Source organism: Clavibacter sp. (genome assembly GCF_014802555.1).
GTDB classification, from domain to species: domain Bacteria; phylum Actinomycetota; class Actinomycetes; order Actinomycetales; family Microbacteriaceae; genus Clavibacter; species Clavibacter sepedonicus.
Window position 1 is genome coordinate 26,555 of record NZ_JAAVCB010000141.1, and the last position, 14,222, is coordinate 40,776.

The following is a 14,222-nucleotide window of genomic DNA, read 5'->3' on the forward strand; positions in this document are numbered from 1 at the left end:
GGTGGCCAAGTCGCCCACACCGGTACGCAAGGCCAGGCGCAAGCTCATCTGGCTGCTGGTCATCATCGGAATCCTCGCGGGCGGCAACGCCGCGAGCGTGGCGTTCAGCAACGGGTCCTGGACCCCGAAGCTCGCGCTCGACCTCGAGGGCGGCACGCAGATCATCCTCGCGCCACAGCTCGACGGCGCGTCGTCCGGACCCACGAGCGAGCAGCTCGCCCAGGCGGTGTCGATCATCCGCCAGCGGGTCGACGCGAGCGGCGTCTCCGAGGCGGAGATCACCACGCAGGGCGGCAGCAACATCGTCGTGAGCCTGCCGGGCGAGCCCGACGCGGCCACCATGCAGCGCCTGCAGTCCTCGGCCAAGCTCGAGCTGCGTCCCGTGCTCATCGGCGCGGCCGGCACGGCGTCGGTCGCCCCGACGCCCACGCCCACCGACGGATCGGCTCCCGCGGACGGCACGACGCCGACCGACGGATCCACCCCCGCGGCGGAGGCGCCGGCGGCCACGCCCGATCCCTCCACCCTCTCCGACGAGCCCACCGCGGAGCCCACGGGCCCCAGCGACGTCTCCTGGGTGACGCCGCGTCTCCAGGCCGAGTTCGCCGCGTACGACTGCGCGACCGCACCCGAGAGCGATGGGCAGGCGGCTCCGGCCGACCGCGCGATCATCGCGTGCTCCGACGACGGCGCCGCGAAGTACGTCCTCGGCCCGGTCGAGGTGGACGGCAGCACGATCTCCGACGCCACGAGCGGCCTGCAGCAGTCCAGCCAGGGCGTCAGCACCGGCACGTGGTCGGTCAACCTGGTCTTCGACGGCGACGGCACGAAGCAATTCGGCGACATGTCCACCCGCCTCATCACGCTGGAATCGCCTCGCAACCAGTTCGCGTTCGTGCTCGACAACGAGGTCATCTCCGCGCCGGTCACGCAGGGCGTCGTCACGAACGGCAAGCCGTCCATCACCGGCAACTTCACGCAGGAGAGCGCCAAGGCGCTGGCCGACCAGCTCAAGTTCGGCGCCCTCCCGCTCAGCTTCACCTTGCAGAGCTCGGACGTCATCTCGGCCACCCTCGGCTCGTCGCAGCTCACCAGCGGCCTCATCGCGGGACTCATCGGTCTCGTGCTCGTGGTGCTCTACTCGCTCGTGCAGTACCGGGCGCTCGGCATGGTGACGATCGCGTCGCTCGTGATCGCCGCGGTGATCACGTACCTGCTCATCACGCTGCTCAGCTGGCGGGAGGGGTACAGGCTGTCTCTCGCCGGGGTGGCGGGGCTCATCGTGGCCATCGGCATCACGGCGGACTCGTTCATCGTGTACTTCGAACGCATCAAGGACGAGCTGCGGGACGGCCGCGGGCTCGTCTCCTCCGTCGAGCAGGGGTGGAAGCGCGCGCTGCGCACGATCATCGCGTCCGACACGGTCAACTTCCTCGCGGCGGCGGTGCTGTTCATCCTCGCGGTGGGCAACGTCAAGGGCTTCGCGCTCACGCTCGGGCTCACGACGATCATCGACCTCATCGTCGTGTCGCTGTTCACGCACCCGATCCTGCAGCTGCTGGCGAATCGGCGCTTCTTCGCCGAGGGCCACCGCATGAGCGGGCTCGACCCGCGGGCGCTGGGTGCGGTGTACCGGGGCCGCGCCACGTTCCGCACCCCCACCGCCACCACGGGACGCCGCGCCGCCGCGGCCAAGGAGGCGGCACGTCGGCAGACCATCGCCGAGCGAAAGGCCGCCCAGCAGGCGACAGGATCCACGAAGACCGCGACGATCGACGCGCCGCGGGCCGACGACACGAGCAGGGACGACTGATGGCTGGCTTCTCCGAGTTCGGCAACGACCTCTACACGGGCAAGCGCTCGTTCGACATCGTCGGGCGCCGCCGTCTCTGGTACTCGATCGCCGCGATCTGCATCCTCGTCTCGGTCCTCGGCCCGCTGCTGCGCGGCGGCTTCACGTTCGGCATCGAGTTCACGGGCGGATCCGAGTACACGGTGAGCGGGGTGCAGTCGCAGTCGCAGGACATCGCGAGCGACGCCGTCGCCACCGTCACCCCGGTGCCGGCCCGCGTCTCGTCCGTCGGGTCCGACGGCGTCCGCGTCCAGACCGACCAGCTGCAGCCCGCCGACAGCACCGCCGTGCGCCAGGCGCTCGCGACGGCGTACGGCGTCGAGACGTCCAGTGTCACCGAGTCCTTCATCGGGCCGTCCTGGGGCCAGGACATCACCCGTCAGGCGCTGTGGGGACTCGTCGTGTTCCTCGCGCTGGCCGCCGTCGTCATGTCGGTCTACTTCCGCACGTGGAAGATGTCCGTCGCGGCGATCATCGCCCTCCTGCACGACCTCGTGCTCACCGCCGGCATCTACGGCATCACGGGCTTCGAGGTCACCCCGGCGGCCGTCATCGGATTCCTCACGATCCTCGGGTACTCCCTCTACGACACGGTCGTGGTGTTCGACAAGATCCGCGAGAACACCGCGGAGGACGGGCAGGAGTCCCGGCGCACGTTCGCGCAGTCGGTCAACCTCGCGGTGAACCAGACGCTGGTGCGCTCGATCAACACCTCGATCGTCGCGATCCTGCCGGTCGGCTCGATCCTCTTCATCGGCGCCGTAGTGCTCGGCGCGGGCACGCTGCGCGACATCGCGCTGTCGCTGTTCATCGGCATCATCGTCGGCACCTACTCGACGATCTTCATCGCGGCCCCGTTGTACGCCCACCTCCGCGAGGGCGAGCCCAAGGTAAAGCGCGGGGACGCCCTGGCAGCGTCGGCCGCGAGCCGCGCCCAGGCCGAGCGCGCCGCCGTGACCGTGGAGTCGTGACGAGCTCGCAGGGCGCCGGCGTCCCCGAGGACCTCGACGCCGCCACCGCCAAGGCCCGCACCGCGACGGGGGACTCCTGGCTCCTCGACGTGCGCGAGCCGGACGAGTGGGAGGCCGGCCACTCCGCCGTCGCCCACCACATCCCGATGGGCGAGCTCGAGGCGCGCGTCGCCGAGATCCCGACCGACCGGCACATCGCGGTCGTCTGCCGCTCCGGCCACCGGTCGGGCATCGCGACCCAGGCGCTCCTGCGCGGCGGGTTTGCGGCCTCGAACGTCACCGGCGGCATGCACGCGTGGTCCGAGATGGGCGGCGACGTCGTCACCGACGACGGGCAGCCCGGCCGCGTCGCCTGAGGCGCGACCTCGGCGCCCCGCCGTGTGGCCGCCGCCTTCCGAGGCCTCCGACCCCGTCGCCCCCCCGTGGTCGGGAGCTCTCGGGTGCGGTGATAATTTGGTCTCCAGCACACGCCTGGGAGGCTGAACGATGACGGAGACGACCTCGAGCACGGCTTCCCTCCGGCGCCTGGTGCCCCGCCTGTTCTCCCGGGCCCAACCGGCCGGCGCCGTCGAGCAGCTGATCCGCACCGCGCGCCTGCACCACCCCAAGGCCGACATGAGCCTCATCGAGCGGGCGTACGCCGTCGCCGAGCGGGCGCACGAGGGCCAGAAGCGCAAGAGCGGCGAGCCGTACATCACCCACCCGGTCGCGGTGGCGCAGATCCTCGCCGATCTCGGCATCGGCCCCAAGACCCTCGCGGCCGCCCTCCTCCACGACACGGTCGAGGACACCGAGTACACGCTCGACATGCTGCGCCACGACTTCGGCGACGAGATCGCCATGCTCGTCGACGGCGTCACGAAGCTCGACAAGCTGAAGTACGGCGACAGCGCGCAGGCCGAGACGGTGCGCAAGATGGTCGTGGCCATGTCCAAGGACATCCGTGTCCTCGTCGTCAAGCTCGCCGACCGCCTGCACAACGCGCGCACGTGGGGCTTCGTCGAGTCCGCCTCCGCCGAGCGGAAGGCCAAGGAGACCCTCGAGATCTACGCGCCGCTCGCGCACCGCCTCGGCATCTCGACCATCAAGTGGGAGCTCGAGGACCTCTCGTTCGCGGTGCTCTACCCGAAGATCTACGTCGAGATCGAGAACCTCGTGAAGCAGCGCACGCCGCAGCGCGAGGAGTTCGTGCAGCAGGTGATCGACAGCGTCAACGACGACCTGCGGGCCGCCAAGATCCGCGGCAAGGTGGCCGGCCGGCCCAAGCAGTACTACTCGATCTACCAGAAGATGGTCGTGCGCGGCCGCGAGTTCGACGAGATCTACGACCTCGTCGGCATCCGCGTGCTGGTCGACTCGCTGCGGGACTGCTACGCCGTCCTCGGCGCGATCCATGCCCGCTGGACGCCCGTGCCCGGGCGCTTCAAGGACTACATCGCCACGCCCAAGTTCAACCTCTACCAGTCGCTGCACACGACCGTGATCGGGCCGAAGGGCCGGCCGGTGGAGATCCAGATCCGCACGCACGAGATGCACCAGCGCGCCGAGTTCGGCGTCGCGGCGCACTGGAAGTACAAGGAGCGCATGAACGGCGGGCGCGCCGCCGAGGTGTCGCCCCAGGGCGACACGGACCTCGCCTGGCTCGCGCACATCTCCGACTGGCAGTCCGAGACGGCGGATCCGGGGGAGTTCCTCGACTCCCTGCGCTTCGAGATCGGGGCGAAGGAGGTCTACGTCTTCACGCCGCACGGGAAGGTGATCGGCCTGCCCGCCGGCGGGACGCCCGTGGACTTCGCCTATGCCGTGCACACGGACGTGGGTCACCGCACCATGGGGGCGAAGGTGAACGGGCGGCTCGTGCCGCTCGAGAACCCGCTCACCACGGGCGACGTGGTCGAGGTGTTCACGTCGAAGAACCCCGACAGCGGTCCGAGCAAGGACTGGCTCGCGATCGTGAAGAGCGCCCGCGCGCGCAACAAGATCAAGCAGTGGTTCACCAAGGAGCGGCGCGAGGAGGCGATCGAGCAGGGCAAGGACGCCATCGCCCGCGCGATGCGCAAGCAGAACCTCCCGCTGCAGAAGCTCATGAACCAGGACGCGTTCTCGGACGTAGCGCAGAGCATGAAGTACGACGACGTCGCGGCGCTCTACGCCGCGGTCGGTGAGGGGCACGTCTCGACCCAGTCGGTGATCGAGAAGGTCCTCTCCTCCATCCAGGGCGACAGCGGCGGGGAGGCCGAGGAGGTCTTCGCCGTCACGCAGCGCTCGCGCGTGTCGCGGAACAGCGACTCCGGTGTTCTCGTGCGCGGGGCGCCCGACATCCTCGTGAAGCTCGCCAAGTGCTGCACGCCGGTGCCGGGCGACGAGATCATCGGGTTCGTGACGCGCGGCGCGGGGGTCTCCGTGCACCAGGCCAACTGCCACAACGTGGACTCGCTGCGCGCGGAGCCCGACCGCATGATCGAGGTGGAGTGGGCGCCGTCGTCCAAGAGCCTGTTCCTCGTGCACATCCAGGTGGAGGCGCTCGACCGGTCCGGCCTCCTCAGCGACGTCACGCGCGTGCTGTCGGAGCACCACGTCAACATCCTCTCCGCGTCCGTCTCGACGTCGTCCAACCGGCTCGCCATCAGCCGCTTCGTCTTCGAGATGGGCGACGTAACGCACCTCGACCGGGTGCTCAACGCGGTGCGCCGCATCGACGCGGTGTACGACGTCTACCGGGTCAGCGGCGGCTGACGAGCATCCGCGCCGCGCCCGCCCTCGGCGTCGTCCCGCGGTGCGGTGCGGCGGGCCAGGGCATCGAGCCGGGTAAGCGCACGGCGCTTGTCGGGAAGCGCGCCGGAGGCGGCGAGGTGCTCCCGCGCGGCTGCGTCCGTCACCCCGGGCAGCGTCAGCAGGCCGAGGCACGCGTCCTCGTGGAACGGGGAGAAGTCGGCGACCGTGCGCGCGATGTCGCACAGCGTCCGCAGCGGCGTCGTGATCCGGAGGCCGGCCAGCACGATCGTGTCGCGCTCGTCGAGCACGACCTCGCGGATGCGCACGTTGCGCAGCGCCGGCGGGTGGCAGCGCGCGACGCTGTCGACGCAGTACTCGTGGGTGCGGGGCGGGGTGCGGACGGCGCCGTGCACCCACGCGGCGAGCGCCGCGGCGCGGAGCCAGGGCGAGGCCAGCTCGTCGACGGGGGAGTAGCAGGCATCCACCTCGTATACCTCGCCGTCGAGGCGGGCGGAGCAGAGCTCGGCGAGGGGGAGGTCGAGCACGGACAGGACGGGCGCGAGGCGGGGTGACATGCGCGCACCATGCCATCGCGCGCCGCCGGACGGGCGACGGCCCGGGATCCTGTGGAGGATCCCGGGCCGTCGTCGTGGTGCGGAGGGGGCGGGCTACGAGCCGAGCGCGTCCAGCCAGACGCGGCGGGCGGCGAGGGCCTCCTCGGCGTCCTTGATGCGTCGCGCGTCGCCATCGGCCCTGGCCGCGTCGAGCTCGCGCTGCAGCTTGTCGATGGCGGCGCCGAGCTGCGAGGCGAGCCCCTCGGAGCGGGCCTTCGTCTCTGGGTTGTTCTTGCGCCAGAACTCCTCGTCCAGGGTCCGCACATGGGTCTCGACCTTGCGCAGGCGGTCCTCGACGGTCTTGACGCTGTCCCTCGGCACGCGGCCGATCGCGTCCCAGCGGAGCTGGACGGCGGTGAGCTTGTCGCGCGCGGCGGTGCGCTCCGTGATCTGGAGGATGGGCTCGGCCTCGTCGAGGAGGGCGAGCTTGGCCTGGAGATTGGCCTGCTGCTCCTCGTCGTCCGCGGCATCGACCTCGGCCTTGGCGCCGTAGAGCACGTCGCCCGCGGCCTTGAACTGCGCCCAGAGCGCGTCGTCGTAGCGCTTGCCGGCGCGGCCGGCCAGCTTCCACTCGTCGAGGAGACGGCGGTACGCGGGAATCCCGGCGACGCCCTGCGGCTCGAGAGCACGTGCCTGCTCGACGATGGCCTGCTTCTTCGAGCGGGCGTCCTTGTGCGCGTTGTCGAGCTCGGCGAAGAAGGCCTTGCGCTCGGTGTCGATGGTGGAACGCGCCGTGCGGAACCGCTTCCAGAGCTCGTTGGCGTCGTTCTTGGGCAGACGGGGCCCCGTCTGCTGGTGCTGCTGCCAGCGGGCGAACAGGGCGTCGACCTCGGCGGTCAGCTGCTTCCACTGCACCTTCGAGAAGTCCTGGCTCGCGAGGCGCTCGGTCTCCTCCACGATGGCGGTGCGCTCGGCGATGGCGCCCTGCACCACCTGCCGCTGCTCCTCGCCCTGCTTCTCGGTGAGCTCGCCGACGGTGGCGGCGAGGACGTCGAGCCGGGCGCGGAGGGCGGCGAGGTCGCCGACGGCGTTCGCTCCGTCCACGGCCTGGATGAGGTGCGCGACGGCCTTGGCGACGTCGGTGGCCGGGGCGCCGCGCTTGGCGCGCTGCTCCAGGAGCGTGACCTGCCTCGCGAGGTCGGTGAACTTGCGCTGGAAGTAGGCCAGCGCCTCCTCGGGGGTGCCGTCGGGGTACTGGCCGACGGCTCGTTCGCCGTCGCCCTCGCGGAGGAAGACGGTGCCCGTCTCGTCGACGCGGCCCCAGGGGGTCTGATCGTTGTCAGCCACGGATGCTCACCTTGTTCGTAGGACCGGCCGGACCGGTGCGGAGACGTGCACGTCAGCCTAGAGCACGCCTCCCGGACGGGATCGTCCCGCGACGGGCGCCGGCTGACCTGTCGATCATGCCCGAGGGCGGGCCGCCGATGCGCGGGTCGACGCCGATCCGACCCGCCTCGCAGGGGCCCGTGAGGACCGTGCGGGGGCCGACCCTCCGGTCCCGCGCCCCGTGGAGACCGCGGAGTCGGGTCGGCGGGACAGGGGGTCAGCGGGTCAGGGGGTCGGCGTGACGTGCGGCGTCGCGGGAGCGGGGGACGACGGCGAGGACGAGGGAGCGGGGGCCGGCGCGCCGGGCCCGGACTCGTACGCGAGCTGGGCCCCGACCGCGAGCGCCGCGACGAGGATCACGGCGACGACCGCGGCGACGTCGTCGCGGCGGCGGCGTCGGAGGGCGCGGGCGTGGAGCTCCTGGCGGGCCGCGTATCGGCGAAGCCGGGCCTGCGCCTCGCGGGCTGCGCGGTCGTTCTTGGGGGCCACGGCGTCCTCCGGTCGGTCCCGCCCGAGGCGGCGGTACGGGAACCATAGCCGGTCGCGCCTACCATCGAGGTCATGACCGACACGCGACCGGGCCTCCGTTCGGGGGCGACGCCCCTGGCCGTCCGGATGCGTCCCCGGAGCCTCGACGAGGTCACCGGCCAGCGGCACCTCCTGACGCCCGGCTCGCCCCTCGTGAGCCTGGCGTCCGACGTGGCGGGGGAGCAGGGTTCGGTCTCGATCATCCTGTGGGGCCCGCCCGGGACCGGGAAGACGACCCTCGCGCAGGCCATCGCGCACGGATCCAGCCGCCGCTTCGTCGAGCTCTCGGCCGTCACGGCCGGCGTCCGCGACGTGCGGCAGGTGATGGAGAAGGCGCTCAGCGACCGCGACCTCTTCGGCGTCTCCACCGTGCTCTTCCTCGACGAGATCCACCGCTTCACCAAGGCCCAGCAGGACGCGCTGCTGCCGGGTGTCGAGAACGGGTGGGTGATCCTCATCGCGGCCACCACGGAGAACCCGTCCTTCTCCGTGATCTCGCCGTTGCTCTCCCGCAGCCTCCTGCTGACGCTCGAGCAGCTCGACGACGACGACCTCGGCGTGCTCGTGGACCGCGCCGTCGCGGACGCCCGGGGGCTCGGCGGGCGGTTCGCGCTCGAGGACGACGCGCGGGCGATGATCATCCGGCTCGCCTCCGGCGACGCCCGGCGCGCGCTGACGGCGCTCGAGGCGGCGGCGGTGTCGGCGCAGGCGGACGCGTCGGGCAGGGCACGCGCCGCGGCCGAGGGGCAGGAGCCCGATGAGGACGACGACGACGACGGCGAGGACGACGACGAGGACGACGAGCGGGAGGACGCGGACGCGGCCGCCGCCGAGGATCCCGCGTCCATCCCCATCCCCATCCCCATCTCCACCGAGCAGGTCGCCCTGGCCGTCGACCGCGCGCTGCTCCGCTACGACCGCAACGGCGACGAGCACTACGACGTCATCAGCGCGTTCATCAAGTCGATCCGCGGATCCGACGTCGACGCTGCCCTGCACTACCTCGCCCGCATGATCGAGGCGGGGGAGGACCCGCGCTTCATCGCCCGGCGGATCATCGTCTCGGCCTCCGAGGACATCGGCCTCGCCGACCCGGAGGCGCTCGTGGTCGCGGTGGCGGCGGCCGACGCGGTGCAGCTCATCGGCATGCCCGAGGGGCGGATCCCGCTGGCGCAGGCGGTCGTGCACCTCGCGACCGCGCCCAAGTCCAACGCCTCCTACCTCGGCATCGACCAGGCCATCGCGGACGTGCGCGCCGGCGCGTTCGGCCGGGTGCCCCTGCACCTCCGCGACGCGCACTACCCGGGCGCGAAGCGTCTCGGCCACGGCAAGGGATACCGCTACCCGCACGACGCGGACATCGGCGTCGTCACCCAGCAGTACCTGCCGGACGAGCTCGTCGGCCGCACCTACTACTCGCCCACGCAGCACGGGCACGAGCGCGACCTCTCGGCGCGGCTGGAGAAGCTGCGTCGCATCGTCCGCGGGGGCTGATCCCGGCGCGGCGCATCCCCGGGTACGCGCCGATCGCGTGCTACGCTTGCTGACGCCTAGATGGGGTGTCGTGTGCGGCTGCGTCGACATCCAGATCCAAGGGACACGTCGTGTAGCCGGACGGCCCGTGGCGAATCCCTCTACTTCCGCAGGAACCGCATCAGCGGTGATTCTCGTCGCGCGCCCATGCGTGTGCGCGGACGCCCTGCATCATCCGTAGTCAGAGACTTTCTCCCTGGAAGGAAAACGTGTCCACCAAGTCACGCACCCGCAGTAAGACCCGCCTCTCCCGCGCGCTGGGCATCCCGCTCACGCCGAAGGCGGCCAAGTACCTCGAGAAGCGCCCCTACGCACCGGGCGAGCACGGCCGGTCCAAGCGCAAGCAGGACAGCGACTACGCCGTCCGCCTCCGCGAGAAGCAGCGTCTGCGCGCCCAGTACGGCATCCGCGAGGCCCAGCTCAAGATCGCCTTCCAGGAGGCGCGTCGCACGCAGGGCCTGACCGGTGAGAACCTCGTCGAGATCCTCGAGCAGCGCCTCGACGCGCTCGTCGTCCGCTCCGGCCTCGCGCGCACCACGGCGCAGGCCCGCCAGCTCGTCGTGCACCGCCACATCATGGTCGACGGCAAGATCGTCGACCGCCCCTCCTTCCGCGTGAAGGCCGGCCAGATGATCCACGTCAAGCCGCGCTCCGAGGGCACCGAGCCCTTCCAGGTCGCCGCCGCCGGCGGTCACGCCGACGTGCTGCCGAAGCTCCCCCCGTACCTCGAGGTCGAGCTCGACAAGCTGCAGGCCCGCCTCGTGCGCCTGCCGAAGCGCGCTGAGGTACCCGTGACCTGCGAGGTCCAGCTGGTCGTCGAGTACTACGCGGCCCGCTAGCCCCACCGCACCATCCCGCGAGGCGGGTCGTCCCTTCCCGGGGCGACCCGCCTCGCGGCGTATCCGGCCGTCGCCGGGCCCCTCGGCCGGGGAGGCGCGAGGCCCGGCCGGTAGGATCGCCCTCGGCCCCGAAGGCCCCAGCCCGTCGCGTCACCTCCCGGAAGGGGAGCAGCATGAAGAACCTCGTCCTCATCGCCGTGGGGGTCGCCATCGGCTTCGCCGTCGCCCACGTGGTCGACCGCACGCCGGCCGGGCACCGCCTGTTCCAGGACGTCGAGGCCCGGGCCCGCCGCTTCGGGGAGGCCGTCGAGCACGGCTACCGCAGCCGCGAGGCCGAGCTCCGCTCCGTCGTGGGCGAGGCCGAGGACACCATCACCGAGCTGGGAAAGCAGTAGGCCTGATGCAGACCGCAGACATCCGCAACGCCTGGCTGACGTACTTCGGCGACCGGGGGCACACCGTCGTGCCGTCGGCGTCGCTCGTGAGCGACGACCCGACGCTCCTGTTCACGGTGGCCGGCATGGTGCCGTTCGTGCCGTACCTCACGGGCGTCGTGCCCGCGCCGTTCGCGCGCGCCACGAGCGTCCAGAAGTGCATCCGCACGCTCGACATCGAGGAGGTCGGCCGGACGCCCCGGCACGGCACCTTCTTCCAGATGAACGGCAACTTCTCCTTCGGCGACTACTTCAAGGAGCAGGCCATCGCGTACGCGTGGGAGCTGCTCACGACGAGCGAGGCCGACGGCGGCCTCGGCTTCTCGCCCGACGACCTGTGGGTCACCGTCTACCACGAGGACGACGAGGCCAGGCAGGCGTGGAAGCGCATCGCGGGCCTGCCGGACGAGCGGATCCAGGGCCTCGGCCGCGACACGAACTACTGGCACACCGGCCAGCCCGGCCCCGCCGGCCCCTGCTCGGAGATCTTCTTCGACCGCGGCCCGGCCTACGGCGCCGACGGCGGCCCGGCCACGGACGACGACCGGTACGTGGAGATCTGGAACCTCGTCTTCATGCAGTACCTGCGTGGGGCCGGCACGGGCAAGAGCGACTTCGAAATCCTCGGCGACCTGCCCACGAGGAACATCGACACCGGCATGGGGCTCGAGCGCGTCGCGTTCATCAAGCAGGGCGTCGAGAACATGTACGAGACCGACCAGGTGCGTCCCGTGCTCGACCGCGCGGCCGAGCTCAGCGGCCGCCGCTACGGGGCCGACCACGAGGACGACGTGCGCATGCGCATCGTCGCCGACCACGTGCGCTCGTCGGTCATGCTCATGTCCGACGGCGTGCGGCCGTCGAACGAGGGGCGCGGCTACATCCTCCGCCGCCTCATGCGCCGCACGGTGCGCGCGATGCGCCTCATGGGCGTGGACGCCGCGACCTTCGGCGAGCTGTTCCCCGCGTCGCGCGATGCGATGAAGGCCGCCTACCCCGAGGTCTCCGACGACTTCGACCGCATCTCCCGCCTCGCGTACGCGGAGGAGGAGACCTTCCTCCGCACGCTCTCCGGCGGCACGACGATCCTCGACGTCGCGGTCGGCGAGACGAAGGCGAAGGGCGGCGAGCGGATCGCGGGCGACACCGCGTTCCTCCTGCACGACACCTTCGGCTTCCCCATCGACCTCACGCTCGAGATGGCGGAGGAGAACGGCCTCACGGTCGACCGCGAGGCGTTCGACCGCCTCATGCTGGAGCAGCGGACCAGGGCCAAGGCCGACGCCAAGAGCAAGAAGACGGCGCTGGCCGATCTCACCGTCTACAGCGAGTTCCGCGCGGCCGGCGAGACGCGCTTCACCGGGTACGACGAGCTGGAGACGGGGACGACGATCCTCGGCCTCATCGTGGGCGGCCACAGCGTCGACCACGCGGTGGCGGGCGACATCGCGGAGGTCATCCTCCCAGAGACGAGCCTCTACGCCGAGTCCGGGGGCCAGGAGGCCGACGCGGGCAGCATCGTCGGCCAGGGCTTCGACCTCGAGGTGCTCGACGTGCAGAAGCCCGTGAAGGGCCTCATCAGCCACCGCGTGCAGGTGCGCTCGGGCGAGGTGGGTGTCGGCGACGCCGCCACCACCATCGTCGACGCCGACTGGCGCCGCGGGGCCACGCAGGCGCACTCGGGCACGCACCTCGTCCACGCCGCGCTCCGCCAGGTGCTCGGCCAGGACGCGCACCAGTCCGGCTCCTACAACCGGGCCGGCTACATGCGCCTCGACTTCGCGTGGAACCAGGCGCTGAGCCCGGCGACGCGCAGCGAGATCGAGGACATCGCGAACGGCGCCGTGCGCGACGACCTGCAGGTCGTGACGCGCGTGATGCCCATCGACGAGGCCAAGCAGCTCGGTGCCATGGCGCTGTTCGGGGAGAAGTACGGCGACACCGTGCGCGTCGTCGACATCGGCGGCCCGTGGTCGCGCGAGCTGTGCGCCGGCACCCACGTGTCGTCGAGCGCCCAGATCGGGCTCATCAACGTGGTGGGGGAGTCGTCCGTCGGATCCACCAACCGCCGCATCGAGTCGCTGGTCGGCCGCGAGGCGTTCCAGGACCTCGCCGTCGAGCGCGCCATCGTCTCGCAGCTCACGTCGAGCCTCAAGACGCCGCGCGAGCAGCTGCCTGACCGCATCGCCGACCTCCTGCAGAACCTGAAGACCGCGGAGCGGCGCATCGCCGACTTCGAGGCGCAGGCGCTGCAGCAGCGCGTGCCGACGCTCCTCGCGCAGGGCTCGCGCGTCGGATCCGTGACCCTGATCCAGGAGTCGCTCGGCAGCGTCCGCTCGGCCGACGAGGTGCGCCAGCTCGTGACGCTCGTGCGGGAGCGCGCCGGATCCGACCCCGTCGTCGTCGCCCTCGCGGGCGACGCGGGCGGGAAGCCGACCGTCATCGTGGCCACGAACCAGGCCGCGCGCGACGCGGGCGCCAAGGCCGGGCAGCTCGCCCGTGCGGCGGCGGCCGTGCTCGGCGGCGGCGGAGGCGGGAAGGACGACCTCGCCCAGGGCGGCGGATCCGACGTGTCGGCCATCGGGGAGGCCCTGGCCGCGGTCCGCCAGGCGCTCGACTCCTGATGCGGGTCGGATCCCGGCTGGCGGTCGACGTGGGGAAGGCCCGCATCGGCCTCGCCCGGTCGGATCCGCACGGCCTGATCGCGACGCCCGTCGAGACCGTGCCGCGTGACGCGGCCGGCTCGGCGGACGTGCGGCGGATCCTCGAGGTGGCCGCCGAGATCGACTGCACGGAGCTCGTCGTCGGCCTGCCGCTGGCGCTCTCCGGCCGCGCCACCGCGTCCACGGATGACGCGGAGGGCTTCGCCCGGCGCCTCGCGGACGCGACGGAGATCCGCGTGCGGCTGGTGGACGAACGCCTCTCGACCGTCTCCGCGCAGGGCGCCCTGCGCGCCTCCGGCAGAGGCTCCCGTAAGCAGAAGCCGGTGATCGACCAGGTAGCGGCCGTTATAATCCTTCAACACGCGCTCGAGACCGAGCGCGCCGCCGGCTCCCCACCCGGTGCTCTCGTCCCGAGGAACCGAGTCGATCCTGACCGACACGCCTGAGACCGATCCCACCCGACGCGCCACGGCGGCCGCGGGTGGAGGCGGCGACCCCTTCGAGAGCCTGTTCGGGGACCAGGCCGCGGCCTCCGCGGATCCGGTCTCCACGCCCGCACCTGCTCCCCGAGGCGACGTGCCGGGCATCGGCACCGGCGCTCCCATGACGCGTCGCGAGCTCCGGGCCCTGCGGGAGGCGGCGGAGGCACAGGCCGGTTCGCCCGCTCCCGCCGCGGACGACGCCCGCCGGCCGACCGCCGACGCCCCGCGTCCCGCGGATGAGGAGCGACCGCGCGTCGCCGCGGCC

The 14,222-nt window shown here is 71.8% G+C and carries 12 protein-coding genes and 1 pseudogene; 10 read left to right on the forward strand and 3 right to left on the reverse strand.

What is annotated here, in order from left to right:
* The first annotated feature begins 1 nt into the window (after position 1).
* From secD to HDR73_RS15530, 4 genes are all read left to right on the forward strand, one after another.
* Positions 2 to 1,813 (forward strand): protein translocase subunit SecD, encoded by a 1,812-nt coding sequence (gene secD, locus HDR73_RS15515; protein WP_012298149.1) that lies wholly within the window; start codon positions 2 to 4, stop codon positions 1,811 to 1,813.
* A complete protein-coding gene (gene secF, locus HDR73_RS15520; RefSeq protein ID WP_012298150.1) occupies positions 1,813 to 2,823 on the forward strand; it encodes a protein translocase subunit SecF in 1,011 nt (336 codons plus the stop codon). Before secD ends, secF begins: the two co-directional genes overlap by 1 nt.
* On the forward strand, positions 2,820 to 3,179 hold the full coding sequence (locus tag HDR73_RS15525; RefSeq protein ID WP_012298151.1) for a rhodanese-like domain-containing protein: 360 nt from the start codon (positions 2,820 to 2,822) through the stop codon (positions 3,177 to 3,179). Before secF ends, HDR73_RS15525 begins: the two co-directional genes overlap by 4 nt.
* A 130-nt stretch (positions 3,180 to 3,309) precedes the next feature.
* Positions 3,310 to 5,559 carry a RelA/SpoT family protein gene (locus tag HDR73_RS15530; protein ID WP_012298152.1) on the forward strand — a complete coding sequence of 750 codons (2,250 nt, stop codon included), beginning with the start codon at positions 3,310 to 3,312 and terminating at the stop codon, positions 5,557 to 5,559.
* Here HDR73_RS15530 and HDR73_RS15535 read toward each other — a convergent pair.
* The 3 genes from HDR73_RS15535 to HDR73_RS15545 form a co-directional block, all read right to left on the reverse strand.
* Complete coding sequence (locus HDR73_RS15535) at positions 5,538 to 6,113, reverse strand: type IV toxin-antitoxin system AbiEi family antitoxin (protein WP_012298153.1); 576 nt, start codon at positions 6,111 to 6,113, stop codon at positions 5,538 to 5,540. The two genes, HDR73_RS15530 and HDR73_RS15535, sit on opposite strands and share 22 nt — an antisense overlap.
* A 93-nt stretch (positions 6,114 to 6,206) precedes the next feature.
* A complete protein-coding gene (locus tag HDR73_RS15540) occupies positions 6,207 to 7,439 on the reverse strand; it encodes a DUF349 domain-containing protein (protein WP_012298154.1) in 1,233 nt (410 codons plus the stop codon).
* Between the two features lie 264 nt (positions 7,440 to 7,703).
* A complete protein-coding gene (locus HDR73_RS15545; protein WP_041464368.1) occupies positions 7,704 to 7,967 on the reverse strand; it encodes a hypothetical protein in 264 nt (87 codons plus the stop codon).
* 72 nt (positions 7,968 to 8,039) lie between these two features.
* Between HDR73_RS15545 and HDR73_RS15550 the strand changes: the two genes are divergently transcribed.
* From HDR73_RS15550 to HDR73_RS15575, 6 genes and pseudogenes are all read left to right on the forward strand, one after another.
* A complete protein-coding gene (locus HDR73_RS15550; protein WP_012298155.1) occupies positions 8,040 to 9,500 on the forward strand; it encodes a replication-associated recombination protein A in 1,461 nt (486 codons plus the stop codon).
* Positions 9,501 to 9,748: 248 nt separating this feature from the next.
* Positions 9,749 to 10,378 (forward strand): 30S ribosomal protein S4, encoded by a 630-nt coding sequence (rpsD, locus tag HDR73_RS15555; RefSeq protein WP_012298156.1) that lies wholly within the window; start codon positions 9,749 to 9,751, stop codon positions 10,376 to 10,378.
* Positions 10,379 to 10,551: 173 nt separating this feature from the next.
* The gene (locus tag HDR73_RS15560) at positions 10,552 to 10,773 is read left to right on the forward strand and encodes a hypothetical protein (RefSeq protein ID WP_012298157.1); all 222 of its coding nucleotides are present in this window, start codon (positions 10,552 to 10,554) and stop codon (positions 10,771 to 10,773) included.
* A 5-nt stretch (positions 10,774 to 10,778) separates the two neighbouring features.
* The gene (gene alaS / locus HDR73_RS15565) at positions 10,779 to 13,436 is read left to right on the forward strand and encodes an alanine--tRNA ligase (RefSeq protein WP_012298158.1); all 2,658 of its coding nucleotides are present in this window, start codon (positions 10,779 to 10,781) and stop codon (positions 13,434 to 13,436) included.
* On the forward strand, positions 13,436 to 13,921 hold the full coding sequence (gene ruvX, locus HDR73_RS15570) for a Holliday junction resolvase RuvX (RefSeq protein ID WP_012298159.1): 486 nt from the start codon (positions 13,436 to 13,438) through the stop codon (positions 13,919 to 13,921). Before alaS ends, ruvX begins: the two co-directional genes overlap by 1 nt.
* Positions 13,875 to 14,222 (forward strand): annotated as a pseudogene (locus HDR73_RS15575) (hypothetical protein); the annotation flags it as partial. The gene ruvX and the pseudogene HDR73_RS15575, both read left to right, overlap by 47 nt.